Source organism: Synechococcus sp. R55.8, assembly GCF_047461895.1.
In the GTDB taxonomy this organism is placed as follows: domain Bacteria; phylum Cyanobacteriota; class Cyanobacteriia; order Thermostichales; family Thermostichaceae; genus Thermostichus.
Genome location: NZ_JANSIB010000035.1, coordinates 1 through 22,011 on the forward strand (window position 1 = coordinate 1; position 22,011 = coordinate 22,011).

Sequence of the window (22,011 nt, forward strand, 5' to 3'; positions counted from 1 at the left end):
CAGCCTAGAGGCCCGTGGTTGGCTTGCCAACTGCAGGGCTACCGAAAGCCCGCCCCGTACTGCGAAGCAGTCAGGGTCGGGTAGTTTACTCGGCTCTTTGCCCCCATCGGTCTGGAGATCCACGCCGAAACCCCCGCCGAGATTGCCATCAGCATCACCGCCCAGCTCATCCAGGTGCGACGGGGATCCCCGAAGAGAATGCCCGGCGAAACTCAAGGTGTAGGCTTGCCGGTTAGCCGGAGGACAAGCTAGGCTAGAAAAGCGCCGCGGGGTAGAGCAGCCTGGTAGCTCGTCGGGCTCATAACCCGAAGGTCACTGGTTCAAATCCAGTCCCCGCTATGCCTGAGAGACGGTTGGTTAAAGCAGTGTCCGCACATCCACCACCTTGCCGCTGACTGCCGCCGCTGCCACCATGGCCGGGCTCATGAGCAGAGTACGCCCGCTGGGGGATCCCTGTCGGCCCTTGAAGTTGCGGTTGGAAGAAGAGGCGCTGATCTGGCGCCCCACCAGCCGATCCGGGTTCATCGCCAAACACATGGAGCAACCGGGATCCCGCCACTCAAACCCTGCCGCCTCGAAGATCTCCCGCAAGCCCTCCTGTTCTGCTTCCTGCTTTACCCGTTCTGAGCCGGGCACCACAAACGCCTTCACCCCTGGGGCCACCCGCCGCCCCTTGGCAATCTTGGCTGCCTCCCGCAGGTCGCTCAAGCGGCCATTGGTGCAACTGCCGATAAAACAGACATCCACCGGTGTTCCTACAATGGGATCCCCCGGCTGCAAGTCCATGTAGGCATAGGCCTCTTTGGCCAGTTCCCGCTCGCTTTCCGGCAGATCTTCTGGGGCAGGGATCCGCTCATCCACCCCAATACCTTGGCCGGGGGTGATCCCCCAAGTAACCGTCGGCGCAATATCTGCGGCCTGGAAGACCACCACATCGTCGTAGCGGGCATCGCCATCGCTGGCCAGGCTTCTCCACCAGGCTACCGCCTCTTCCCAATCCGATCCCTGTGGGGCAAACTCTCGCCCCCGCAAATACTCAAAGGTCACCCCATCGGGGTTGACGTAGCCGCAGCGGGCCCCTCCCTCGATGGACATGTTGCAGAGGGTCATGCGCTCTTCCATGCTCATGGCTTCAATGGCGCTGCCCCCGTACTCGTAGGCGTAGCCCACCCCGCCTTTGACCCCCAGCTTGCGGATGATGTGCAGAATTACATCCTTAGCGTAAACTCCCGGCCCCAGCTTGCCGTGGATCTCAATGCGGCGCACCTTGAGCTTGGACAAAGCCAAAGTTTGGGTGGCCAATACGTCTCGCACCTGGCTGGTGCCGATCCCAAAAGCAATGGCCCCAAAGGCCCCGTGGGTAGAGGTGTGGCTGTCCCCACAGGCAATGGTCATCCCCGGCAGAGTTAACCCTTGCTCCGGGGCAATCACATGCACGATCCCCTGCCGACCGGAGCCGCTGTTGTAGAAACGGATGCCGTATTGCCGACAATTGCGCTCCAGTTCCTGGATCATCTCCTCCGCTAAGGGATCCGCAAAAGGCCGTGCCCGGTTGTCGGTGGGAATGATGTGATCCACGGTGGCCACCGTCCGCTCGGGAAACAGAACCGGCAGATGACGCTCCCGCAGCATGGCAAAAGCCTGCGGACTGGTCACCTCGTGAATTAGGTGCAGGCCGATGAACAACTGCGTCTGCCCAGAGGGCAAAATCCGCACCGTATGGGCATCCCACACCTTATCGAATAATGTCCTCTCGCTCATCTTCCTCGGCCCGCAGCCAAGTCCTGTAAACTTTCAATGTGCTACTTGGGGAAAAGCTTGTCAAGGCACAGGCCTCCGTTATCTCTGGGCAACGCTGCCGAGCTGAGCGAGATGCAGCCCTTCTTTGAACATCCCCAGCCGGCAAAGGCGGGTCGGAGTCCTCAAGCCAGAAAACCTGTTGCCAGCCCTTCAAACGGGATCCCTGAAGGCCGGCCAAGGCAAAAAGCGATAGCCCGCCTCTTGAATGGCAGCGACGATATCCGGCAGGGCCTCTGCGGTGTGGGGCCAGCGATCGTGCAGCAGCAAAACCAGGGGCTGATCGGAAGCCTGGATCGCCGGCAACTGAGCTCGAATGCGCTCCAAAAGTTGGGCTGCACTTTGGCCGGCGTAGGCATCTTCTGCGCTCATGTTCCAGTAAAGAACGCGATACCCTGCCTGCTCTAAAGAATGGCGCAAAGCAGAGTCTAGGCGAAAACCTCCCGGTGGGCGAACAACCAGTTGGGGATCCAAGTTCAGCGTTTTGAGCAGTTGGGTTGTCTGATCCACCTCAGCATAAAACAGCTCGTTGCTTCCGTAGAGACGTTGATAATCGTGGGTAAAAGTGTGATTGGCTATGGTGTGGTGATGGGCCTGAATCGATTGAGCCAATTCAGGAAATCGGGAAACGTGAGTGCCGATAACAAAGAAAGTGGCCGGGATTTGAAGATCATCCAAAACCTGTAAAAGTCGGGGGGTGGATTGGGGCCAGGGGCCATCGTCAATGGTCAGAAAGGCAGAACGAGGCGGCACCTCCAGTAAAGGCCCCAGCATTTCTTCCAAGGGCAGTTGCAAAGGTTGGCTGTTTTCCGCCGGATCGAGAAAGTCGGGATCCGGGATCCAGCTATGCTGCAGAAACACCTCCACACGAGGGGGAGCAGGGGTAATCAACAGTCGCCCCGTCTGCTCATTTTGGTTGCCCCAGCTCAGCCGATAGGGCAGATCCGAGGCAATCTCGACGGTTGTTGTACGGGTAATGACTCCGTAGGGGATGTCGATCACATAATGCCCGTTCACCTCTTCTTGATGGATCCAGGCTGCCGAAGGAGCTGATAGATAAATGAGCAAATCTTGGGGATTGGCACCGCGCACCACCCGAATGCTTTCGATGGGGAGAATGAGGTTGTATTCCGAGGTGGCCGTCAGGTTCAGCTCAAAAAGAGGCTGGGCCTCTACCGTGCAGTAGTAGATCAGTCCAACCAGTAGGAAAACCAGGCAAAATATCAACGCTTTCAGAGAGTGCATAGGAATGGCTTAAGCCTTCGCAACCAATCATAGGACAGAAGCCACCCAAGCTCGATAGAGCCCATCAATTTAGTGAGGATCCGGAAGGCCCTGCTGGGCTTCTGGGTGGCGAGAGCAGCCGCTCTTCCCATTTACGTGCAGGCGAGGCCCGTCGGATGTCCCGCCAAATGGCTGTGGCAGCTAAGGTACCATCGGCAACCGCAATCGCCACCTGGTTCAGGCCCTGCTTCAAATCGCCCAGCGCAAACAGCCGCGGATGGGCAGTGCGACACCACTCGTCGGTCAACAGGTTTTCCCCTTGCCATTTCAAGCCGGGGATCCCTTTCAAATAGGCATTGTGGTATCTGGCGCCCATCGCCACCAAGCCGGTAGTTGCTTCGATGTAAGTGCCATCTTCCAACTCCACACCCTGCAATTGATGGTTTTCTCCAAGAAAGCGGCGAATAGGAGATTCGTAGAGGGGGTAGCCATGATCCGCCAGTTTTTTGCGAATGTCGGGGCCGACCGAGCAGAGGCCGTGGGTCAACACCGAGATATAGGGTGTAAACCAGTTGAGGACAAAAGCTGTATTGATCCGATCTTCCGAATTGACGATCAACACTGACTTTTGATCCCGCATTTCATAGCCGTCGCAGATCATACAGACATGCAGTGAATAGCCGGCGTAGTCGTAAACATTCTGCATATCCGACAACTGAGGCAGCTCGTCCATAATGCCGGTTGCTGCAATCAGATATTTGCTCCGAAAAATGGGGTAGAGGCTGTTAACTTTTCCCACCTTGACTTTGACCGCAAAGAGGTCTCCCTCATCGGTGGCATCTTCCACGAAGCCGCGCAGGTAATCTACCCCTAAACTGAGGGCGTGCTCTGTTCCCTGTCGCAACAGCTCTCGTCCGGGAGTGGTCGGAGGCAATCCCAGATAATTGCGCAAATCCTGCATCCAAAAAGATCGGCCTCTGCCCTTCTCCACCACCAGGCAACTCAATCCATAACGAGCCAGATAGATTGCCGCCGATAGTCCCCCTGCTCCTCCTCCGGCCACAATCACGTCATAGATTTTGCCCAAACCAACCTCTAGATTCCTGCTGCTCAGTTTCATAGACGGGATCCCCTCACGAGCTTTTTGCCGGGTGATCTCAGGTCGTTGGCTGCGGCCTGAAAAATCTTAAGAAACTCTATATGTTCCGAGGACTGCTTATCCTGCTGAGTCCACCACATTTCTGTTGAGGCGTGATCCAAGTGAAGGGAGCAGTCCCAACAACCGTCTAGCAACCGTCTAGAATGGGGACTGAACTCCCCCTTAGGAGAAAAGCCCTATGCCAGGTATCTTAGCGGCCATTGCCCTGATCTTTGTCGGCTACCTGTTCAACTCGGTCAAAATCATCAGCCAGGGGTATGAGGCATTGGTGGAGCGTTTGGGCAGGTTTCATCGCAAGCTGACCCCAGGATTGCACTTTATTCTTCCCCCTATCGATAGGATTGTGTTCCAGGAAACCATCCGCGAGAAGGTGTTGGACGTGCCTCCTCAGCAGTGCATCACCAGCGACAACGTCTCTTTGATGGCCGATGCGGTGGTCTATTGGCGCATCACCGACATGATCAAGGCCCGCTATGCGGTGGAGGACGTGCAGCGGGCTTTGGTTAACCTGGTGCTGACGGCTCTGCGGGCAGAGATTGGCCGCATGGATTTGGATCAAACCTTTTCCTCCCGCGCCGAGATCAACGCCCGCCTTTTGACAGAGCTGGACGAGGCCACAGATCCCTGGGGGATCAAGATCACCCGCGTGGAAGTCAGGGACATTCAACCCTCTAAGACTGTGCAAGACTCGATGGAAAAGCAGATGGCTGCCGAGCGGGAGAAGCGGGCCGCCATTCTGAAATCAGAAGGGGAGCAGCAGGCCAGCATCAACCAAGCGGCTGGGGCCGCCAAGGCGCAGCTATTGCGGGCAGAAGCGGAGAAACGGGAGCGGCTGCTGTTGGCTGAGGGCACGGCTGAAGCCATCAAGACCATCGCCGCCACTTTGCAAGAGAATCCAGAGGCAGCCAATGCGTTGCAATACCTGATGGCGCAAAACTATATCGACATGGGCTTCAAGGTAGGCAGCAGTCCCAGCGCCAAGGTAATCTTCATGGATCCCAATTCGATCCCTGGCACCCTGCAAGGGCTGCTCTCCATGGTGGACGTGGCTAAGGGTGGGGAAGGTTCTCGCACAGTGACCTCTCAGAAGCTGCGCACCCCGACCGCTTTCCCAACCGAAGTGGACTTTCCGCGGCTCGACTGAGTTTGACCGACCATGATGGCCCGGGATCCCGATTGGCTGCTGGTGGGACAGGTGGTGGCGGCCCACGGCTTGCGGGGCTGGCTGCGGGTTAGGTGCTGGTCGGATTTTCCAGAGCGCTTCACAGAGCCCGGACCACGCTGGTTGCAGCGGGATACGGATCCCGAGCCCCTGCTGCACCCCTTGATCGAGGGGCAGTTTTTCCCGGCTAAGGGTCTTTATTTGGTGCGACTGGAAGGGATCCCCAATCGAACGGTGGCTGAGACCTGGGTGGGGGCTAGGCTGCTGGTACCGGCTTCCCACCGCTTGCCCTTGCAGCCGGAAGAGTACCACTACCGCGATCTCATCGGCTTGACCGTCTATCGCCAGGGGGAGCTGCTGGGACAGGTTTCGGGGATTTTGGCAGCCGGCCAGGATGTGCTGGAGATAACAACCCCTGATCACCGGCAGGTGTTGATCCCCTTTGTGAAAGCCCTGGTGCCTGTCGTGGATTTGGAAAAAGGCGCACTGCACGTGCAGCCGCCGCCTGGGCTGATGGAGAGCTTTCTGGGTTAGAGTTCGACAAGACGGCCTGACTTCCGTACCTGCATCCCATCCTGAACTTGGCCCTCAGAAGCGCCTGTGTGGCCGTTCTAGCCTTTTGTGCTATTATAGGGGCAGTTTTTTGATGCTAAGCTCATCCTCGGCCTTTAAGGTCAATTTTTCTGGGTTTCTGTTGATCTTGGCCGGGAGCCTTCTTCGGAATTGGAGTTGGGAATGACGGAAAACTACGGTGCAGAGCAGATCCAAGTTTTGGAAGGCTTGGAGGCTGTGCGCAAACGCCCTGGCATGTACATTGGCTCCACCGGGCCGAAGGGGTTGCACCATTTGGTGTACGAGGTGGTGGACAACTCCGTTGATGAGGCCCTGGCCGGCTATTGCAACGATATTCAGATCAGCCTGCATCCCGACGGCTCGGTATCCGTTTTGGACAATGGCCGCGGCATTCCGGTGGACATCCACCCCAAAACCGGGCAGTCGGCTCTGGTTACGGTGCTGACGGTGCTGCACGCGGGGGGCAAGTTTGGCGGTGGCGGCTACAAAGTCTCCGGTGGGCTGCACGGGGTGGGCGTGTCGGTGGTGAATGCCCTCTCCGAATGGGTGGAGGTGACGGTTTGGCGAGAGGGCAAGGTTTACTTTCAACGTTTCGAGCGCGGGGCGGTGGTGGGATCCCTGAAATCCGAACCCCAGCCCAAGGGATCCAATCGGCGGGGTACAGAGGTGCGCTTCAAGCCGGATGGGCTGATCTTTCCCGAGCGAGAGTTCGACTATGCCCTGCTGGCGGCCCGCTTTCGCGAATTGGCCTACCTCAATGCCGGCTTGAAAATCACCTTCAGCGATCTGCGGCGGGATCCGCCTCACTGCGAAACCTATCAATATGCAGGCGGCATCAAGGAATATGTGGCCTTCATCAACCACGAAAAAATGCCCATCCACTCTGACATCATCTACATCCGAGGGGAGCGGGATGGCGTGGAGGTGGAAGTGGCCCTGCAGTGGTGCTCGGATGTGTACACCGACACTTTGATCGGCTTTGCCAACAACATCCGCACCAACGAAGGAGGCACCCACCTAGAGGGCCTGAAAACCTCTCTCACCCTCACCATCAACAGCCAAGCCCGCAAACTCAACAAGCTGAAAGATTCCGACAGCAACCTGGCTGGGGAAAATGTGCGCGAGGGGTTGACGGCCATCGTCTCGGTCAAGGTGCCCAACCCCGAGTTTGAGGGGCAAACCAAAACCAAGTTGGGCAACACCGAGGTGCGGGGCATTGTGCAAACCCTCGTCTCCGAGGCGCTCACGGAGTACTTGGAATTCAACCCCAACGTGGCCAGGGGGATCGTCGATAAGGCCATCCAGTCCTTCAATGCTGCCGAGGCAGCCCGGCGGGCCAGAGAATTGGTGCGGCGCAAATCTGCCCTGGAATCTTCCACGCTGCCGGGGAAGTTGGCCGATTGCAGTTGCCGCGACCCGGCGGAATCTGAGGTGTATTTGGTGGAGGGCGACTCTGCAGGGGGCAGCGCCAAACAAGGTCGGGATCGGCAGTTTCAGGCGGTGTTGCCCTTGCGCGGCAAGATCCTCAACATTGAAAAGGCGGATCCCGCCAAGATCTACAAAAACGCCGAAATTCAGGCGATGATCACAGCGCTGGGTTTGGGGGTGAAAGGCGATGAATTTGATCCCAGCCAACTGCGCTACCACCGCATCATCCTCATGACCGATGCCGATGTGGACGGTAGCCACATTCGCACCCTGTTGCTGACCTTTTTCTACCGCTATCAAAAGGCGCTTCTGGAACAGGGCTATGTCTATATCGCCTGTCCGCCGCTCTACAAAATCGAGTGGGGTCGCAACAATGTTCGCTACTGCTACAGCGACGCCGAGAAAGACCAAATCCTGCGGGGGCTGCCTGCCAACGCCAAGTACACCATCCAACGGTTCAAGGGTCTGGGGGAAATGATGCCTGAACAACTTTGGGAGACCACCATGAACCCGGCAACGCGCACCCTCAAACAAATCACCATCGAAGATGCGGTGGAGGCGGATCGCATTTTCACCATCTTGATGGGAGATGCTGTTGGTCCCCGACGGGAGTTTATTGAGGCCCACAGTGCCCATTTGGATCTGACAGCCCTCGATATCTAGAGCGATATTTAGAGAAAGAACTCCGTCCCGCCTCTGCCGGGGTTGTTGCTATGTCTGCAGCGCCCTATGTTGCTCCACAACGTTGACGCGACGGTGCTAAGGGAAACCGTGACGGTGTTGCAGACGAGGCCGCGAGCAGCCAAAAGCTCCCGGACGGGGCAAGATCCCAGTTGCAGCCCAGACCCTGTGGCAAAGTGAGGGAAGAGCGTTCCAGATCCTGCTATGCCTGCATTGCTTACGGCTCTTCTTGCGGTGCTGGGGGGCTATCTCCTGGGATCCATTCCAACCGGCTACTGGGTAGGTCGTTGGTGGGGAGGCATCGATATTCGCCAACAGGGATCCGGCTCTACCGGAGCAACCAATGTGTTGCGGACGTTGGGCAAGGGGCCCGCCCTGCTGGTGTTGCTGGTGGATGCTGCCAAGGGGGCAGCAGCAGTGGCTCTGGGATCGGCCTTGGGATCCCCGTGGTGGGTGGTTTTGGCGGCATTCTTGGCGGTGATCGGCCATAGCCGTTCCTGCTGGCTGGGCTTCAGGGGGGGCAAATCGGTGGCCACCAGCCTGGGGATCTTGTTGGCTATGGCTTGGCCAGTAGCCCTGACAACTTTCGGCGTCTGGCTGCTGGGGCTCGCCCTCACCCGCATCGTTTCCTTCAGCTCCCTGCTGGCGGCAGTGGCGGCTCCGGTGGTGATGTGGGCAACAGCTCAACCTTTGCCCTATTTGTTGTTTGCGTTGGCGGGCGGGGTGTATGTGATCGGTGCTCATCGGCGCAACATCGAGCGCCTACTGGCCGGGTCGGAGCCGCGCATTGGCCAAAAATGGACGCAATCTCCCTAATTTTCAAGGCACTGTGAAGTAGCTGTATTACTCCGCAACGCTATGCAACCGACCACAGTGGTTTTTGTCTACGGATCCCTGCTGCGGGGCGGCCAATACCACAGCTTGCTGCAGGGGGCAGAATTTTTGGGGACAGACAGCCTCAACCACATTGATCTTTACAGTCTCGGCCCCTACCCGATGGCAGTTCGTGGCCGAAACCGGCTCTACGGCGAGTGCTACCGCATCCCCTTGAGTCTATTGCCCCGATTGGACGAGCTGGAAGACCACCCGCGGGTGTACGAACGGCAGTGGGTGCAGTTGGATAGCGGCACCTTTGCCTGGGTTTATCTGGGTCGGCCTGAGCAGGTGCAGGGGTGTTCCCTCATCCCCAGTGGCCGCTGGCTGGCTAGAGATCAAAGTGGAGCTTGACGCCCTCAACATACTGGGGCGGCAACAAAGACTCTATCCCACTGTTGTGCTCCGCACCACTGTCGCGAACGCGAGTGTGAACGGCTGCGGACGGATCCCATTCTTGGGAATCAGGCTCTTTGGCGGAGAGAACACCGGCATCCACAGGGCTGGAAACGCGCTCCAGGTAGTAGATGCGATCCCCGCGTCGCCAAATGTCTGGCTCAGGCAGGTAGAAGAGCCGACCCGGTCGAGATGAGCCGCTCCTCAGCCGCTGCGGGCGCACCAACAACAAGGGCAGGCATAGATCGGCTTTGATTCGATAGGCAAACTGATCCCGCAGCCGTTCAAGGGTGGGATCCTCCAGTCCCATCTGGGCCAGGAAGGGATTGGGCAGCGCTGGTGCTGAAAAAGCGCTCCGCACCGCTGTCGGGAACGACTCTTGAGCCGTCAAGACATCAGCTCTATTGCTCCGCACTGCCTCCGGCAGGGTTGAGGCCGCATTCGCAGAAGCGTCACGTAGCGATAAAGGGAGAGGCAGGCCCAGGTCTGCCAACGTGGGTAGGGTGATCGAGCGCAGCTCAGCCCGGTTGGCCTCCAGATAGCCGGCCCAGCGCTGCAGTTGGGGGAAGGAAGGCTGCAAGGTGCGGATCCCTTCTGAGATGGGCATATCCGGCAGCAACACCGTCCAGATGGTGGCCGAAACCGAGAGTTTCACCATCAACTCGGCAATGGCCCAGTTCACCTGCGGATCCAGAGTCAGGATCAACAGAGTTTCCGCATGGTCGATATCGGCCTTCAACAAAGCAGACTCGTTCAGTACAGCTTCCTGCAGGGATCCGGGGATGGCTTCTGGCTTGCCGACTTCCTGGCTTGGGGCAGACTTGTGGGTGCCGTTGCCGTCAGAGGAATGAAGTTGTGGGGGCAAGCCATCTGCTGGACGACGCTTCGGCGTTCCTGACAGGGATGTGGAGGACTTACGGGATGGCGGGATGGAGTCCTTACCGTCTGTTGGGTGGGGAGCTTTGTAGCTGCCGTGCCCATTTTTGGAAGACCCAGAAACCAACGGGATCACCTCGACCGTCTGGTTGAGCGAGCGCATCAACTGGGCCAATTGGTTGGTGAGGGGATGATCGCCGATGATTATGGTGGAACTGCCCTGATCCAGACCCAGCCAACGGGCCACCCAAGCCGCGGTCAGCCCCTGTACCGTCACCGTCACCGAGATGGTCAAAAACACCAGCGCCTTGAGGGCATCCCCCCCAGTAATGCCCCGTTCTGTCAGCAGAATGGCAAACAAGGAGGCCACCGAAGCCGCCACAATGCCCCGAGGAGCCAGCCAAGCCACAAACAGCTTCTGCCGCCAATTCAGGTCGCTGCGCCAGGTACACAGCCACACGCTCAAGGGGCGGATGACCAGCATCAAGCACAGCACTGTGGCCAGGGATCCCCAGCCCAGGGCAAACACCGCCTTGAGGGAGAGCGTGGCAGTCAGCAGGATAAAGATCACAGAGATGGCCAACACCACCAACTGGCCGTGAAACTGCCGCACACCCCGCTCGGCAATGGCCGCCTTCTGCCGCACCACCAGGCCCGCCATCACCACCGCCATCAGCCCCGCCTCCGATCGCAGCGACTGGGCCAAGGCAAACACCCCCAGCGCCCCTGCCAGCACCACCGAGTTGCGCAACTCCTCGGTTAAAAACTGCCGCGACCAGAGCAGGAAGGATCCCATCAGCCAGCCCCCCAGCGCTCCCACCGCCGACCCGATGGCCAGACGGCTGGACAACTGTTCCAAGGCCATGAGAAAACTGGGATGGCCGGAGAGCACCACCTGCAGCACCACCACCGCCAAAATGGCCCCGATGGGATCGATGAGCACCCCTTCTCCTTCCAGGAGGGTGCTGACTGCCGGATCGACCCGTACCCGCTTCAAGATGGGGTTGATCACCGTCGGCCCTGTTACCACCACCAGGGATCCAAATAAAAAGGCCAGCCGCCAGGGAAACTCCCCCAGATAGTGAGCTGCTGCCGCTCCCCCCACCAGGGTCAGCAGGGATCCCAACAAAACCAAATTGCGCAGGCTATCGGATACCTGATTGAGACGTTGCAGCCGCAGGTTCAGTCCCCCCTCAAACAAGATCAGAGCCACCGCCAACGACACCAGCGCTTCCAGCCCGGATCCCATGACTTGGGGATGAACCCAGCCCAAACCATCTGGCCCCAGCAACAGGCCAAACAGCAGCAGGAATACAATGCTGGGCACTTTGACAACATTAGCCAGCACCTGAGCAGCGATCCCAGCCACCAGGGCTAGCGTAAACAGGATCGTCAGCTCAAATGAATCTTGCATATTGAGGCTTAACCGAACGCAATAGCGGGACGGAGCCCTTACCTTTCCAGCTACTGAACGCCAACCCTCTCATTGTTTCCATCGTTTTGTTTCCATCGTTAACGTCGTTATTACTCCGCAACGCTAACGCCAATACAGACTGCTGGAAAGTCTCCAATCGTCAAGGTGGCTCTGCCCATCACGTCAGCAGTTCATGAGCTCGAACATGCAGAGTTAACATTTAGTTAACCTCTGTGTGCTGGCTTCATAAAGTTGCAAAAGCTACACCCAGCTCCACTCTTTCTACAGTACACACGACTTACCTCAACCTATCACAGAGCGAGCTTGACGACCACTCTGGCATTGGGAGCCCTGTTGGAATGAAGGCCAATTAACATGCTGCCAAAAATCTCCCCTTCTAGGCTTTCTCGCCTTCCGGGTGGCTGAGACCCGTCTCTAAGGGCTTAACGCGACGGATGGGCAGATTGGCAATGAGAGCAGTCGTTCCCCCTTCCGTAGCCAAATGAAACTGCATCCCCTCTGAATCCAGCTCCACATAGCGCGACACCACCCCCAAAATCTCCAGGCGCATCGATTCCAGTGCCGCTGGGGTGAGATCAGCGCGGTCATGGGCCAAGATCAGCTTCAACCGTTGCTTGGCTTGCTGGCGGCTGTTGCCGGAGTGCCGAGAAAAAAGCTGATCCAAAAAATCGAGGAGCATAGGTTTTGTTGGCTTTGTTACTCAGTTGTAAACAGGTCAAAATTGCCATTGCAACCTGGATGAATTAGAGATGGAACAGTCGTCAGAGCACCTTTTGGTTTAAAAACCGTTTGGCCCGCTCCCAAAAGGACTCGCCCAAACTGGCCATCTTGGGGAAGTCCACTGTTTCCCCTTCCAGCCGTCGGGCAATGCGCTGGATGGCCTGAGCAGCCAGAGTTGGATTGGCGGAGAGAACCAGGGGCTCCCCTTTGTTGGTGGAGACGATCACCTCGCGGTCTTCTGGAATAATACCCACCAACGGGATGGCCAGCACCTCCACCACATCTTCCACCGACATCATCTGGCCGGCTGCCACCATGTCCGGGCGCAGGCGGTTGACAATCAGCTGAGTCGATGAAATCTGTGCAGCTTCCAGCAGGCCCACCACGCGATCTGCATCCCGCACCGCTGCCACTTCTGGGGTGGTGATGATGATGGCCTCGTTGGCTCCGGCGATGGCATTGCGAAACCCTTGTTCGATCCCTGCCGGACAATCGATCAGCACATAGTCATGGCTGCTGGCCAGCTTCTCGATTAACTGGCGCATCTGATCCGGATGCACCGCCGTTTTGTTGCGGGTTTGGGCTGCCGGCAACAGCGAGAGATTGGGGGTGCGCTTGTCTTTCACCAAAGCTTGCTCGAGGCGACATTCCCCGGCGATCACCTCTAGGGCTGTGTACACCACCCGATTCTCCAGCCCCAGCAGCAAGTCCAGGTTGCGCAGGCCAAAGTCTGCATCCACCACCACCACCGAGCGACCCAAGCGCGCCAAGGCAGTGCCCAGGTTGGCCGTCACGGTGGTTTTGCCGACTCCACCTTTACCAGAGGTTATGACAATGACTCGGCTCATACTCCTCTCCGCAGAAAATCCTGAAGGCTGGCGACGCAGATGACATCCTCCTGCAGGTAAACCACTTCAGGGGTGTTGGGCAGGGATCCACCTTCTGGCGGACGGGCCACTTGATCGGCAATGCGCAACTGAGTGGGCTCCAACTGCAAAGCCAAAATTACAGCTCCCTTGTCGCCGTCGGCCCCCGCGTGAACCAGGCCCCGCAAGCGTCCCCAAACCCAAATATCTCCTCCAGCAATGATCTCGCCGCCGGGGTTGAGATCCCCTAACAGGAATACCGAGCCCCTGTGACGCACGGACATGCCAGAGCGCACCGTCGAACGTAGGTACAGAGGTGTGGTGTCTGGGGGAGCAGGGGGAACTGCCCCCAAAAGGGAAGATTGCTCCACAGAATACCCCAACGTCGCTGCTGCAATCGCTGTCGAGCGGGATCGAGTTTGAACGCGCCACAGTTGCAGTCCATGCTGAGACAATAGGGCAGCAAGAAGTTGTAGGTTGGGCATGTCCAGCTCTCGCTGCTGGCTCCAGAGGGTGAGGGGAGCGACCCCGGCCCAGTAGGGTTTGCGGCTGCGCAACTGCCAAACCAGGTTTTCCCAAAGCTCTTCCCAAGGTAAGGTGCTGGGCAAGTGCAGATGAATCCCTTGTGCATCCGACCGAAAGTAAACGCTGCCCGTGGCCCAGGAGTCTGGAGATGGGGAGATTTCAGGGTTCCATGTAGGGGATCCCGTCATGACCGCCCTTAAACGTCTGCCTGAATATAGAGCCCTATCCTATTCCATTCCCCCAAGCCAGGGGAAACTCTCTCGGCGGTTGCCCTTGATAGCAAAGCGGTTTCGCTTGGGTGGCAGGACAATCTTGCTTCGGGATCGCTAACTTGAGGGTACTTGATGGAGCCAATTCCTGATGTTGAAACCTCGCCACACCCTCAGGCTGCTCGCGCCAGCAGGACAGGATCCTCTCCTCTCCAAGGGGTGGAGTTCTCGCGCGGTGAGACCGGTCGCCATTGCCCTACTCAGCATTCTTGCGGCATCTGGGATGGGATCCCCTGCCCATGCCCAAGATCTGGGCCGTTTGCTGATTCATGGCCTTCAGTGGCTGCAGGTGAGCCAGTTGAACGATGCCCAAGAGGTGAGCTTAGGCCGCCAGATCGATCGACAAGTAAACTACCCGACTCTGACCGCTAAGCGGTACAGGGCGGGCTTTCAGTAGCCCTGCAGTTGGCAAGCCAACCACGGACCTCTAGGCTGGTTTACAGCAGCCCCAAAAAGCGCAATTACGCTTGCACCATTAAGGTCCATTATACTTCATCAAAGCGCATTCCTCCCAACACTGAACCTACGGGTACAGTGCGGGGCTCCTGCGATTTCTAGCTGAAAGCGCGGGGACAACTTCGCCTCAGTTCGGATCCCTACTGGGTCGAGCGGGTGAACCGCATTGGCCAACGGGTGGCCGCCCACAGCGAACGGCCCCATCTGCCCTACACCTTTCAAGTGGTGGAAGATCCCGACATCAACGCCTTTGCCACACTGGGAGGCTTTGTCTACATCACCACCGGTGCCCTTGCAGCCGCCGACAACGACGACCAGATTGCCGCCGTGCTGGCCCACGAGGTGGCCCACATCGGCGAACGCCACGGCCTGCAACAACTGCAGCAGGCTGCCACTGCCCAGTCTGGGGCTCAATTGTTGGGGCTCAACGACAGTACCCTGGCCGCTCTGGCCCTGGAATTGGGAGTACGGCGCCCGCAGAGCCGTGAAAACGAGTTTATCGCCGATGAAAAAGGTTTGGGGGCAGCCTATCGCGCCGGGTTTGACCCGCAGGGCATGCCGCAATTTTTGGCCAAGTTGCAATCCCGCGGATCTGTGCCAGAGTTCCTGCGCACCCATCCCCCTGTCTCGGAGCGCATTGCCCGCCTCAACCAGCTCATCACTCAGCACGGCATGGCCAGCCCAGCCGGTCAGACTGTTCCACTCCGCGGCTCCGGCGGCTCCATTTGGCCCTCCGGATCCCCCGAACAAACCCAACGCACCGAGATTGAGATCCTGCCGCTACTCCCTGTCCTGCCCTAACTCGGCACAGAGGGATCCCTTCTGCCCAAGACCGGCTGGATGGCTCCCTGTGTTTCTTTGTCAGGGACAGTTACTGGTGGAGCTGTGCTTCACAGCAAAGGCAGACCGCGTAGTCTCCGCAACTGGTTGAGGTGGGCCGGGCAATCGCATCCAAATAGGGCAACAGCTGCGTTGCTTTCTTCAAGGGTGAACTCTAGGAAAGGAGGCTCTGTCACCTCGACTTCAGCCCAGGACTCCGTCTCGCCAACGCGAGCGGATGGGATGGGATCCTTCTGCTCGGGAACAAGAAGAGGATGTCTCCACGGCAGAGAACGGGAGCGGACAACATTCAGGTCAAATGGGGGCGCGTCCAGGGTAGAAGCTCGAGCTGCAGGAGCAAACCAAAGTAGCAACGCCCACAGAGCCGGTGCCGGCCACCTTGCCCAGCGCCAATAGGAGGAATAGGGGATCCCTGCCATAGACTTTGCTAACTCACTAGTGTACCGTCCGCTTTGGATTTTGCCAGGGAGTGGCTGAAGCGAAGAGGACGTCATAGCTGCGCAACGCTAACGCGACTGGCCGGCATCGTCTCAGGAACCGTTGGGTCACAGCCGGCGGATCCCATGCCAAACTTTGGTTTAGAATATCTTTAGATTCGAGATTCAGTCTCACTCATTTGAACCTGGGGAGGCCAACCTTTAGCCTTGCCAAGGGTATCCCTCTTCTGCAGCGCTCCACTGGGATCTAGCTTCCTGCCCTTTCCCGTCCTGTTTTGTTCATTATCTCTACCAACTCAGGAGTTTCTTATGGCCGTTCCAAATGGTCATTCCGGCACGCTTCCAGAGCAAGAGGCTTCTTCTATGGGAAAGGACGCCCTCCCGCTAACGCAAACGGGTAACGCTCTAAACCTGGCTCCCCTGCCTGCTGATGGGGCCTCTGCGGCTGCTCAGATGCCGGTACTGCTGGGGGAGAAATCCGGCCCGCCCGTGTTTCCCAGCCCTGTCAAGTTCAGCGAAATTGAGATTGACCACCGTCCGGTTGGGGCTTCAACCCTGAAAGTGGTGGATTACTATGCCGACGGACGTCCAGTTGCTGCTGCAACTCTCAAAGTCGTGGACACTTGGGGGGAGGGACGCCCAACGGTTGCCTCTGGCGCCAAATTCATCCATGATCCCACGCTCAATCGCCCGATAATGGCCGATGGCCTGAAAATTGCCAAAACCTTTATGGGCAACCGACCCATTGAGGCCAGCCCTCTCAAGGTGCTGCGCTAGCCCAGATCCCCAAGGGGGGCCAGGGATCCCCTTGCTAACCTAGGTTAGGGCACAGCAGGGCAGTGAGCATGGAGATCCTGGCGGTTCTCTTGGGGCTGTTGGCGAGCTTGGGAGGAGGAGCGGGCTATCTGGCGGATCAGACGGCGCGGCAGCTTTTGCTGGATCAGTTGGATCGGGCAGAGGTTTTGGAGGTGCGTATTCAAAGCCAGCCCAATTACCGACTGCTGAATGGCCAAGCGGATCGCCTGCTGATTGCCGGTCGCGGGCTCTATCGAGCGCCCTTTCCCCGCATCGAGCTTCTGGAGCTGGAAACCGATCCGGTGGCAATTGACCCCTCTTTTTTCCAGGGGGCTCCCTTGCGCCTGGCGCGACCTCTGCAAGCGGCGGTACGGGTGTTGGTGCGGGAAGAGGACTTGAATGCTGCCCTCAACAAGCCAGAGGTGCTCCGCCAGTTTCAGGATATCCGCGCCGATCTGCCCTTTGGGGGAGCTGGAAGGGAAGCTCGCCGTTTCGATCTGCGTCAGCCCCGCGTCGAGTTTTTGGATCCCAGCCGCATTCAGCTCTCTGCCCTCTTGGTGGAGAAAGACGGCGGTACTGAGCAAAAGGACTCCGTCCCGCTAACGCGAGCGGTGGAGGTGGTGTTTAACACCGGGATCCGCGTGGAAGAAGGGCGCAGCCTAAAGCTGGAGAATCCGGAGTTTGTGATCGGTTCTGTACGGGTTCCCGATGAGATCTCAGCAGCGTTTTTGGGCGGGCTCAATGAGGTGCTTGACCTGCAAGAGCTGGAAGAGATTGGGATCCTGATGCGGGTGCTCAGCCTAGAGATAGAGCCTGACCAGTTGCAGGTGATTGGGTTTGTGCGGGTGGAAGGGTTGGAAAGGACCTCGTCCCGCTAACGGGGATCCCCATTGAGCAGGGATGAGCTCCCCAGGGCTGCGCTCTAGCAGGAGAGCTGCTCTGTCAAACTGGATAAAGATCAGCCAGGCTGGAGATGGGATTATGGCCTTCGATTGGTTTCGCCGCCGCTATACCGACTCTACCGACTCTTCTGGTGAAGCAGAGCCTTCGCCACCGGCCCCGGAACCGGCGGAGATCTCCCCGGAAGACTATTTGGCCTTCGCCAAAGCCGCCTATGCCAACCTGAAGGCCCGTACCGCTGCCCAAGCCCCACCGGCAACCGAGGAGTCCGCCCCGCCTGCGCGAGCAGAATCCGTCCAGCTGCAGCCACCGGCCTCGACTGAGGACTCCGGCCCACTTGCCCAAGCAGAACCCCGTGAACCCGTCCAGTCCTCCACTCCAACACAAGAACCAGCATCTCCAGAATCGCCCCCTGTGCAGCCGGCGGCAGCTCCCTCGTTTTTTGATCTGGCTCCCCGTGCTGCTGAGCGTCTCCAAGCCCTGCAAGCCAGCGCCGTGGATGAGCCCAAACCCGAGCCGGTGACTCCAGCCGTTGCTCCCTCTCCAGAGACGGGGCCGGAAGAGCTGGTCTTCGATGAGGGCTTCCGCTGGTCAGCCGAGATCCTGGCGGCTCAAGGGCGCAAACCGGAAGAGATTTCCGTTGAGGAAATCTCCTGGCTGCAAAAGCTGCGGCGAGGCTTGGGCAAAACCCGCCTTAACCTGATCAACCAGTTGAAAGCCCTGGTAGGCCGCGGCCCTCTGGATCAGAAGGCTGTGGAAGAAATTGAGGCCCTGTTGCTGCAGGCCGATGTGGGGATCGACGCCACCGAGCAGATCATCCAAGCCCTACAAAAGCGCATGCGAGAGGAGGTGGTGCCCCCAGAGGAGGCCGTCAAATACCTCAAGCAGCAGATGCGGCAGATGTTGACGGTGGGGAATCCCACCTTTGCCCCACAACGGGACACGCTCAACATTTGGCTGATTGTCGGGGTGAATGGGGCGGGCAAAACCACCACCATTGGCAAAATTGCCCATGTCGCCCGCAAGTCTGGATACCGCTGTCTGATTGCTGCTGCTGATACTTTCCGGGCTGCTGCTGTGGAGCAGCTCAAGGTTTGGGCAGAGCGAGCAGGGGTAGAGGTAATCGCCAATCCCTCTCCCAATGCCGATCCGGCAGCAGTGGTCTTTGACGCCATCACAGCCGCCAAGGCCAGGGGCACAGAGCTGCTGTTGGTGGACACGGCAGGCCGTCTGCAAAACAAGAAAAACCTGATGGACGAGCTGGCCAAGATCCGCCGCATCGTTGACAAAAAAGCTCCCGAAGCCAAAGTAGAAAGCCTTCTGGTGCTGGATGCCACCCAAGGGCAAAACGGGTTGCGCCAAGCCGAGGTGTTTGCCGAGGCTGCCAAGTTGAGCGGCGTGATCCTGACCAAGCTGGATAGCACCGCCAAGGGGGGGATTGCCCTGGCCATTACGCAGCAGATGAACCTACCCATCCGCTTTATCGGCGCCGGCGAGGGGCTAGAAGATCTGCGGCCTTTTTCCAGCTACGAGTTTGTGGAAGCTCTTCTAAGCGAGTATTGAGGCACCCCCTCTCTGAGAAGGGCCATTGTGAAAGAGAGACACACAGATCCAGGCTTTGTTGGGCGTCGCCCCCGCTTTCTGCCCTGGAGTGCTGCAGTGGTGGGGGCAGGTTTGCTTTGGGCTTGGGGTGGGCACCGCTGGATCCAGAGCGGGTTGAACCTGGTTCGGGCGGGATCCACGCAGGATACAGAAGCTTTGCAGGAATTTGTAACCACCTTGGCTCAGGTGTTGTCGGGGGTGCTGGGCTTTACCCTCTCGGTGGTGGCCATTGTGGTGCAGTTGAGCGCGGATCGCTTCACGCCAAAGGTCACGGAGCTGTTTTTGCGCGAGAAAGTCAATTTCTACCTCTTCTTTTTCCTGATTTTGGCCAATGTGGTCAGTTTGTGGAGTTCGGCAGCCCTGGGCTTTTACGTTCGTGTTGGCGTTGCGGAGCAACACCCTCCAGGGTTGCTCGTCGGGCTGAATCTGCTGCTGGGCACAGCTTCGTTTTTGATGCTGATCCCCTACTTTCGCTTCGTGTTTCACTTTTTGCAGCCGGCTTCGATTATCCATCGCATTGAGCAGCAAGTGCGGCAGGCCATCCTGGGATCCCTTGCTTCCAGGAGATCAGGATCGGACTCCGGATCCAAGAGGGGCTATTTCTCCCGTTGTTCACTGCAACTGCGGCCTCGTCACGACAACGTTGTGCAGCAACAGCGATGCGCAGGAATACAGGGTGCCGTAGGCATAGCAACAGAGCAGCACTCTCCAATGGGCGAATGCTCGCCAGCTCATCAGCGCTGCCTCTCGGCTCTGGATGAAATCAAAAGCATCGCCACCAGTGCTCTCCGTCAGCAGGAGGGGAGCATTCTCCTGGAAGCCTTGGACAGCTTGAAGTCTCTGTGGGTCTTCTATGCTGCTCACAAAGCACAACTGCCCCCTGCCTGGTTTCTCTTTACCCCGGCTCTGCGGCGGGATCCGGACTTTGCTTCGGTGGATAGGGGCCTGCTGGGCCGGATCGAGGCAGAAGGATCCTGGCTGGAGCTGAAGATCCTGCGGCAGTATCAAGCCTTATTTGCCGAAGGGCTAAACGGCATGCGCCAGGCGAGCACCCTGGTGGCCATTCACAGCCGGGAGCTGGGGATCCGCGCCCTGGAAGCCCAACAACTCACGGTAGCGGGGTGGGTGATCAAGTTTTTCAACACCTATCTGCGGGCCGTCATCAACGCGCGAGACATCCGCAGCGGCTACAACCTGCTCAAGCAGTACCGCTTGTTGGCCGAGGCAGCCCTACAACACCGCCAGTCGGCTCTGGTCTTGCAGATTGTTGGCTACTTTCGCTACTACAGCTTAATTGCCTACAAAGCTGGCCTCTTTTTCCTATCTGAAACCTTTGGCTTTGATCTGGGAATGTTGGCCCAGTCGAGCTGTGCTCTGGGCTCTGAAACAACGGAAGCCATTGTGCAAGCCTTGTTACGTCTGGATCAGGATCCCGAAAGCGAGCAACAGGAAACCACCCTGCGTGGGATCCGCAAAACCCAAGTCCGCTTGGCAGCCTATTTCCTCAGTCGTGGCCGGGAGGACTGGGCCAGGCTGATCTATCAGGATATGCAGCACGAGCCCCTGGCGCGCCTACAGAGCATCCACCAAGAGCTGCTCTCTACGGCTGCAGAGTTTTGGGAGTTTACCGACCGGGGGGAGAACTTCTACTACTTGGAGCCCGCTCTTTGGCCCTATGCCGAGCAGTTTTTTAGCTGGTTTCAGGGCTTAACCTTGCCGGCAGATAAGCTGATCGCGTAAGCGGGACGGAGTCCTTAGAGCTCCTCTGGATCTCTGGAGCTTCCCTAAAAAATTCTGCCGATCGCGTAAGCGGGACGGAGTCCTTGTCTAGTCTGGTTAGAGCCGCCCCTTGCTGACTTGTCCCATCGCGTTAGCGGGACGGAGTCCCATGCGTCCTTTCGGCAACCCCAACCGTCTGGGCAGTTCTCCTAGCCGCAGATCCCTGCCGGGATCCAGCTCCTTCGTTCAGTTTCGCCGCGACCCGCACCTAGTGCCCTTTTGGGGCCTAAGCCTACTAGTCATGGGCCTGGCAGTGCCTCTGTTTGTGCTCTCGGGGGCGGATCCCAGTTTGGCTGGCTGCGACGAGAGCTTTTATGCCCAAATGGCCCGCGAGCTGCTGCGGGGAGGGCATTGGCTGGGGCCCACTTTTTTGGGGGAGCCTTTTTTCGAGAAACCCCCTCTGCTCACCTGGAGCGTGGCCCTCAGTTTTGCCCTGTACGGGGTAAACGAGTGGGCAGCGCGGCTGCCAGGGATCCTCGCTGCTTTGCTCTCCATTCCCCTGGTGGGTTGGATTGGGTGGTTTTTTTTGCCGATGCGGGCGGCCTTTTTGGGGATGGCGGTTTTGCCCCTGTGCTACCTCTGGGTGCAGCAGGGGCGGCTGGTGGGGCAGGATGTGCCCTTGACCTTTCTGGAGCTGCTGGGGATCCTGGGGCTGGTCAACGGTATCCGCGGCCACAGGGTTTGGTTTTGGCTAACCGGAGTGGCCTTCGGGCTGGGCCTGCTGATGAAAAGTGCCATGATCCTGCTGCCGGGGGCGGCTTTGATCCCCTATCTCGTGCAGCAACGGCGCCGCTGGATGGGATCCGCCCCATTTTGGCTGGCGCTTGGGCTGGGCTTGGGGATTTTTGGCCTCTGGCTAGGTCCAGCCATGCAGGTGTATGGCCCACAGGTGCTGACCACCCTGGTGGGGAAGGTGTGGGATCTGGGGCAAGAGCCCTTCCATGCGGATGCCACCGGCTGGTACTACTTTTGGCACATTCCCGTTCATGGCTTCCCGTGGACGGTTTTGGCTTTGGTGGGTGGCTTTCTCCTGGTGCGCCAGCAGCCGGGATCCACGCTGCTAATCTGGTCTTTCCCCCTGCTGCTGCTGTTGTTGTTGCAGCTTTATCCCACCAAAACCCCCTACTACACCGTGCAGCTTTACCCTTGGCTGGCTCTCTTGGCCGGGGTAGCCTTGGATCAAGCGTTGGCTATGCGGGGTCGCGTCAGCGGTGCGGA

The 22,011-nt window shown here is 58.5% G+C and carries 19 protein-coding genes, 1 tRNA gene and 1 pseudogene; 14 read left to right on the forward strand and 7 right to left on the reverse strand.

Going from position 1 to position 22,011, the window contains the following annotated elements:
• Window positions 1-99 precede the first annotated feature (99 nt).
• Window positions 100-252, forward strand: a pseudogene (locus NW829_RS05230) (hypothetical protein); the annotation flags it as partial.
• Between the two features lie 13 nt (window positions 253-265).
• A tRNA-Met gene (locus NW829_RS05235) sits at window positions 266-339 on the forward strand.
• An 18-nt stretch (window positions 340-357) separates the two neighbouring features.
• On the opposite strand, the gene leuC is transcribed toward NW829_RS05235, so the two are convergent.
• From leuC to NW829_RS05250, 3 genes are all read right to left on the reverse strand, one after another.
• Window positions 358-1,761, reverse strand: coding sequence for a 3-isopropylmalate dehydratase large subunit (gene leuC, locus NW829_RS05240; protein ID WP_414343883.1), 1,404 nt, complete (start codon window positions 1,759-1,761; stop codon window positions 358-360).
• A 189-nt stretch (window positions 1,762-1,950) separates the two neighbouring features.
• Window positions 1,951-3,042 (reverse strand): polysaccharide deacetylase family protein, encoded by a 1,092-nt coding sequence (locus NW829_RS05245; RefSeq protein ID WP_414416592.1) that lies wholly within the window; start codon window positions 3,040-3,042, stop codon window positions 1,951-1,953.
• A 64-nt stretch (window positions 3,043-3,106) separates the two neighbouring features.
• Window positions 3,107-4,141, reverse strand: a complete 1,035-nt coding sequence (locus tag NW829_RS05250; protein ID WP_414416593.1) for an NAD(P)/FAD-dependent oxidoreductase — start codon at window positions 4,139-4,141, stop codon at window positions 3,107-3,109.
• Window positions 4,142-4,358: 217 nt separating this feature from the next.
• Here NW829_RS05250 and NW829_RS05255 point away from each other — a divergent pair, with 217 nt between their 5' ends.
• From NW829_RS05255 to NW829_RS05275, 5 genes are all read left to right on the forward strand, one after another.
• Complete coding sequence (locus tag NW829_RS05255) at window positions 4,359-5,324, forward strand: SPFH domain-containing protein (RefSeq protein WP_414416594.1); 966 nt, start codon at window positions 4,359-4,361, stop codon at window positions 5,322-5,324.
• Window positions 5,325-5,336: 12 nt separating this feature from the next.
• Window positions 5,337-5,876: a ribosome maturation factor RimM gene (rimM, locus tag NW829_RS05260; RefSeq protein ID WP_414416595.1), complete on the forward strand. Its 540-nt coding sequence runs from the start codon at window positions 5,337-5,339 to the stop codon at window positions 5,874-5,876.
• 201 nt (window positions 5,877-6,077) lie between these two features.
• Window positions 6,078-8,006 (forward strand): DNA topoisomerase (ATP-hydrolyzing) subunit B, encoded by a 1,929-nt coding sequence (gene gyrB, locus NW829_RS05265; protein WP_414416596.1) that lies wholly within the window; start codon window positions 6,078-6,080, stop codon window positions 8,004-8,006.
• Window positions 8,007-8,228: 222 nt separating this feature from the next.
• Entirely contained in the window at window positions 8,229-8,840 is a 612-nt protein-coding gene (plsY, locus tag NW829_RS05270) for a glycerol-3-phosphate 1-O-acyltransferase PlsY (RefSeq protein WP_414416597.1), read from the forward strand.
• A gap of 42 nt (window positions 8,841-8,882) precedes the next feature.
• On the forward strand, window positions 8,883-9,251 hold the full coding sequence (locus tag NW829_RS05275; RefSeq protein WP_414329655.1) for a gamma-glutamylcyclotransferase: 369 nt from the start codon (window positions 8,883-8,885) through the stop codon (window positions 9,249-9,251).
• On the opposite strand, the gene NW829_RS05280 is transcribed toward NW829_RS05275, so the two are convergent.
• From NW829_RS05280 to minC, 4 genes are all read right to left on the reverse strand, one after another.
• Window positions 9,229-11,583 (reverse strand): cation:proton antiporter, encoded by a 2,355-nt coding sequence (locus NW829_RS05280; protein WP_414416598.1) that lies wholly within the window; start codon window positions 11,581-11,583, stop codon window positions 9,229-9,231. The two genes, NW829_RS05275 and NW829_RS05280, sit on opposite strands and share 23 nt — an antisense overlap.
• Window positions 11,584-11,980: 397 nt before the next feature.
• Window positions 11,981-12,283: a cell division topological specificity factor MinE gene (gene minE / locus NW829_RS05285; RefSeq protein WP_414412932.1), complete on the reverse strand. Its 303-nt coding sequence runs from the start codon at window positions 12,281-12,283 to the stop codon at window positions 11,981-11,983.
• An 82-nt stretch (window positions 12,284-12,365) separates the two neighbouring features.
• The gene (minD, locus tag NW829_RS05290; protein ID WP_414329649.1) at window positions 12,366-13,172 is read right to left on the reverse strand and encodes a septum site-determining protein MinD; all 807 of its coding nucleotides are present in this window, start codon (window positions 13,170-13,172) and stop codon (window positions 12,366-12,368) included.
• Window positions 13,169-13,903, reverse strand: a complete 735-nt coding sequence (minC, locus tag NW829_RS05295) for a septum site-determining protein MinC (RefSeq protein WP_414416599.1) — start codon at window positions 13,901-13,903, stop codon at window positions 13,169-13,171. The genes minD and minC overlap by 4 nt, the downstream gene beginning before the upstream one ends.
• A 172-nt stretch (window positions 13,904-14,075) precedes the next feature.
• Between minC and NW829_RS05300 the strand changes: the two genes are divergently transcribed.
• The 7 genes from NW829_RS05300 to NW829_RS05330 form a co-directional block, all read left to right on the forward strand.
• Complete coding sequence (locus tag NW829_RS05300) at window positions 14,076-14,381, forward strand: hypothetical protein (RefSeq protein WP_414343871.1); 306 nt, start codon at window positions 14,076-14,078, stop codon at window positions 14,379-14,381.
• Between the two features lie 215 nt (window positions 14,382-14,596).
• Window positions 14,597-15,241 carry a M48 family metallopeptidase gene (locus tag NW829_RS05305; protein WP_414413654.1) on the forward strand — a complete coding sequence of 215 codons (645 nt, stop codon included), beginning with the start codon at window positions 14,597-14,599 and terminating at the stop codon, window positions 15,239-15,241.
• A gap of 785 nt (window positions 15,242-16,026) precedes the next feature.
• Window positions 16,027-16,494, forward strand: a complete 468-nt coding sequence (locus tag NW829_RS05310) for a hypothetical protein (RefSeq protein WP_414416600.1) — start codon at window positions 16,027-16,029, stop codon at window positions 16,492-16,494.
• Window positions 16,495-16,562: 68 nt separating this feature from the next.
• On the forward strand, window positions 16,563-17,390 hold the full coding sequence (locus tag NW829_RS05315; RefSeq protein ID WP_414416603.1) for a DUF2993 domain-containing protein: 828 nt from the start codon (window positions 16,563-16,565) through the stop codon (window positions 17,388-17,390).
• A 103-nt stretch (window positions 17,391-17,493) separates the two neighbouring features.
• Window positions 17,494-18,975: a signal recognition particle-docking protein FtsY gene (gene ftsY, locus NW829_RS05320; protein ID WP_414416601.1), complete on the forward strand. Its 1,482-nt coding sequence runs from the start codon at window positions 17,494-17,496 to the stop codon at window positions 18,973-18,975.
• Window positions 18,976-19,002: 27 nt separating this feature from the next.
• Window positions 19,003-20,754 (forward strand): DUF2254 family protein, encoded by a 1,752-nt coding sequence (locus NW829_RS05325; protein ID WP_414413030.1) that lies wholly within the window; start codon window positions 19,003-19,005, stop codon window positions 20,752-20,754.
• Between the two features lie 148 nt (window positions 20,755-20,902).
• On the forward strand, window positions 20,903-22,011 hold a 1,109-nt coding region (locus NW829_RS05330; RefSeq protein ID WP_414416602.1), incomplete at its 3' end, for an ArnT family glycosyltransferase.

Coding starts and splice junctions, on each gene's coding strand:
- plsY (WP_414416597.1), top strand. CDS start 8,229: ATGCCTGCATTGCTTACGGCTCTTCTTGCGGTGCTGGGGGGCTATCTC.
- minC (WP_414416599.1), bottom strand. CDS start 13,903: ATGACGGGATCCCCTACATGGAACCCTGAAATCTCCCCATCTCCAGAC.
- gyrB (WP_414416596.1), top strand. CDS start 6,078: ATGACGGAAAACTACGGTGCAGAGCAGATCCAAGTTTTGGAAGGCTTG.
- NW829_RS05300 (WP_414343871.1), top strand. CDS start 14,076: ATGTTGAAACCTCGCCACACCCTCAGGCTGCTCGCGCCAGCAGGACAG.
- NW829_RS05255 (WP_414416594.1), top strand. CDS start 4,359: ATGCCAGGTATCTTAGCGGCCATTGCCCTGATCTTTGTCGGCTACCTG.
- NW829_RS05275 (WP_414329655.1), top strand. CDS start 8,883: ATGCAACCGACCACAGTGGTTTTTGTCTACGGATCCCTGCTGCGGGGC.
- leuC (WP_414343883.1), bottom strand. CDS start 1,761: ATGAGCGAGAGGACATTATTCGATAAGGTGTGGGATGCCCATACGGTG.
- NW829_RS05280 (WP_414416598.1), bottom strand. CDS start 11,583: ATGCAAGATTCATTTGAGCTGACGATCCTGTTTACGCTAGCCCTGGTG.
- NW829_RS05310 (WP_414416600.1), top strand. CDS start 16,027: ATGGCCGTTCCAAATGGTCATTCCGGCACGCTTCCAGAGCAAGAGGCT.
- rimM (WP_414416595.1), top strand. CDS start 5,337: ATGATGGCCCGGGATCCCGATTGGCTGCTGGTGGGACAGGTGGTGGCG.
- NW829_RS05250 (WP_414416593.1), bottom strand. CDS start 4,141: ATGAAACTGAGCAGCAGGAATCTAGAGGTTGGTTTGGGCAAAATCTAT.
- minD (WP_414329649.1), bottom strand. CDS start 13,172: ATGAGCCGAGTCATTGTCATAACCTCTGGTAAAGGTGGAGTCGGCAAA.
- NW829_RS05315 (WP_414416603.1), top strand. CDS start 16,563: ATGGAGATCCTGGCGGTTCTCTTGGGGCTGTTGGCGAGCTTGGGAGGA.
- ftsY (WP_414416601.1), top strand. CDS start 17,494: ATGGCCTTCGATTGGTTTCGCCGCCGCTATACCGACTCTACCGACTCT.
- minE (WP_414412932.1), bottom strand. CDS start 12,283: ATGCTCCTCGATTTTTTGGATCAGCTTTTTTCTCGGCACTCCGGCAAC.
- NW829_RS05245 (WP_414416592.1), bottom strand. CDS start 3,042: ATGCACTCTCTGAAAGCGTTGATATTTTGCCTGGTTTTCCTACTGGTT.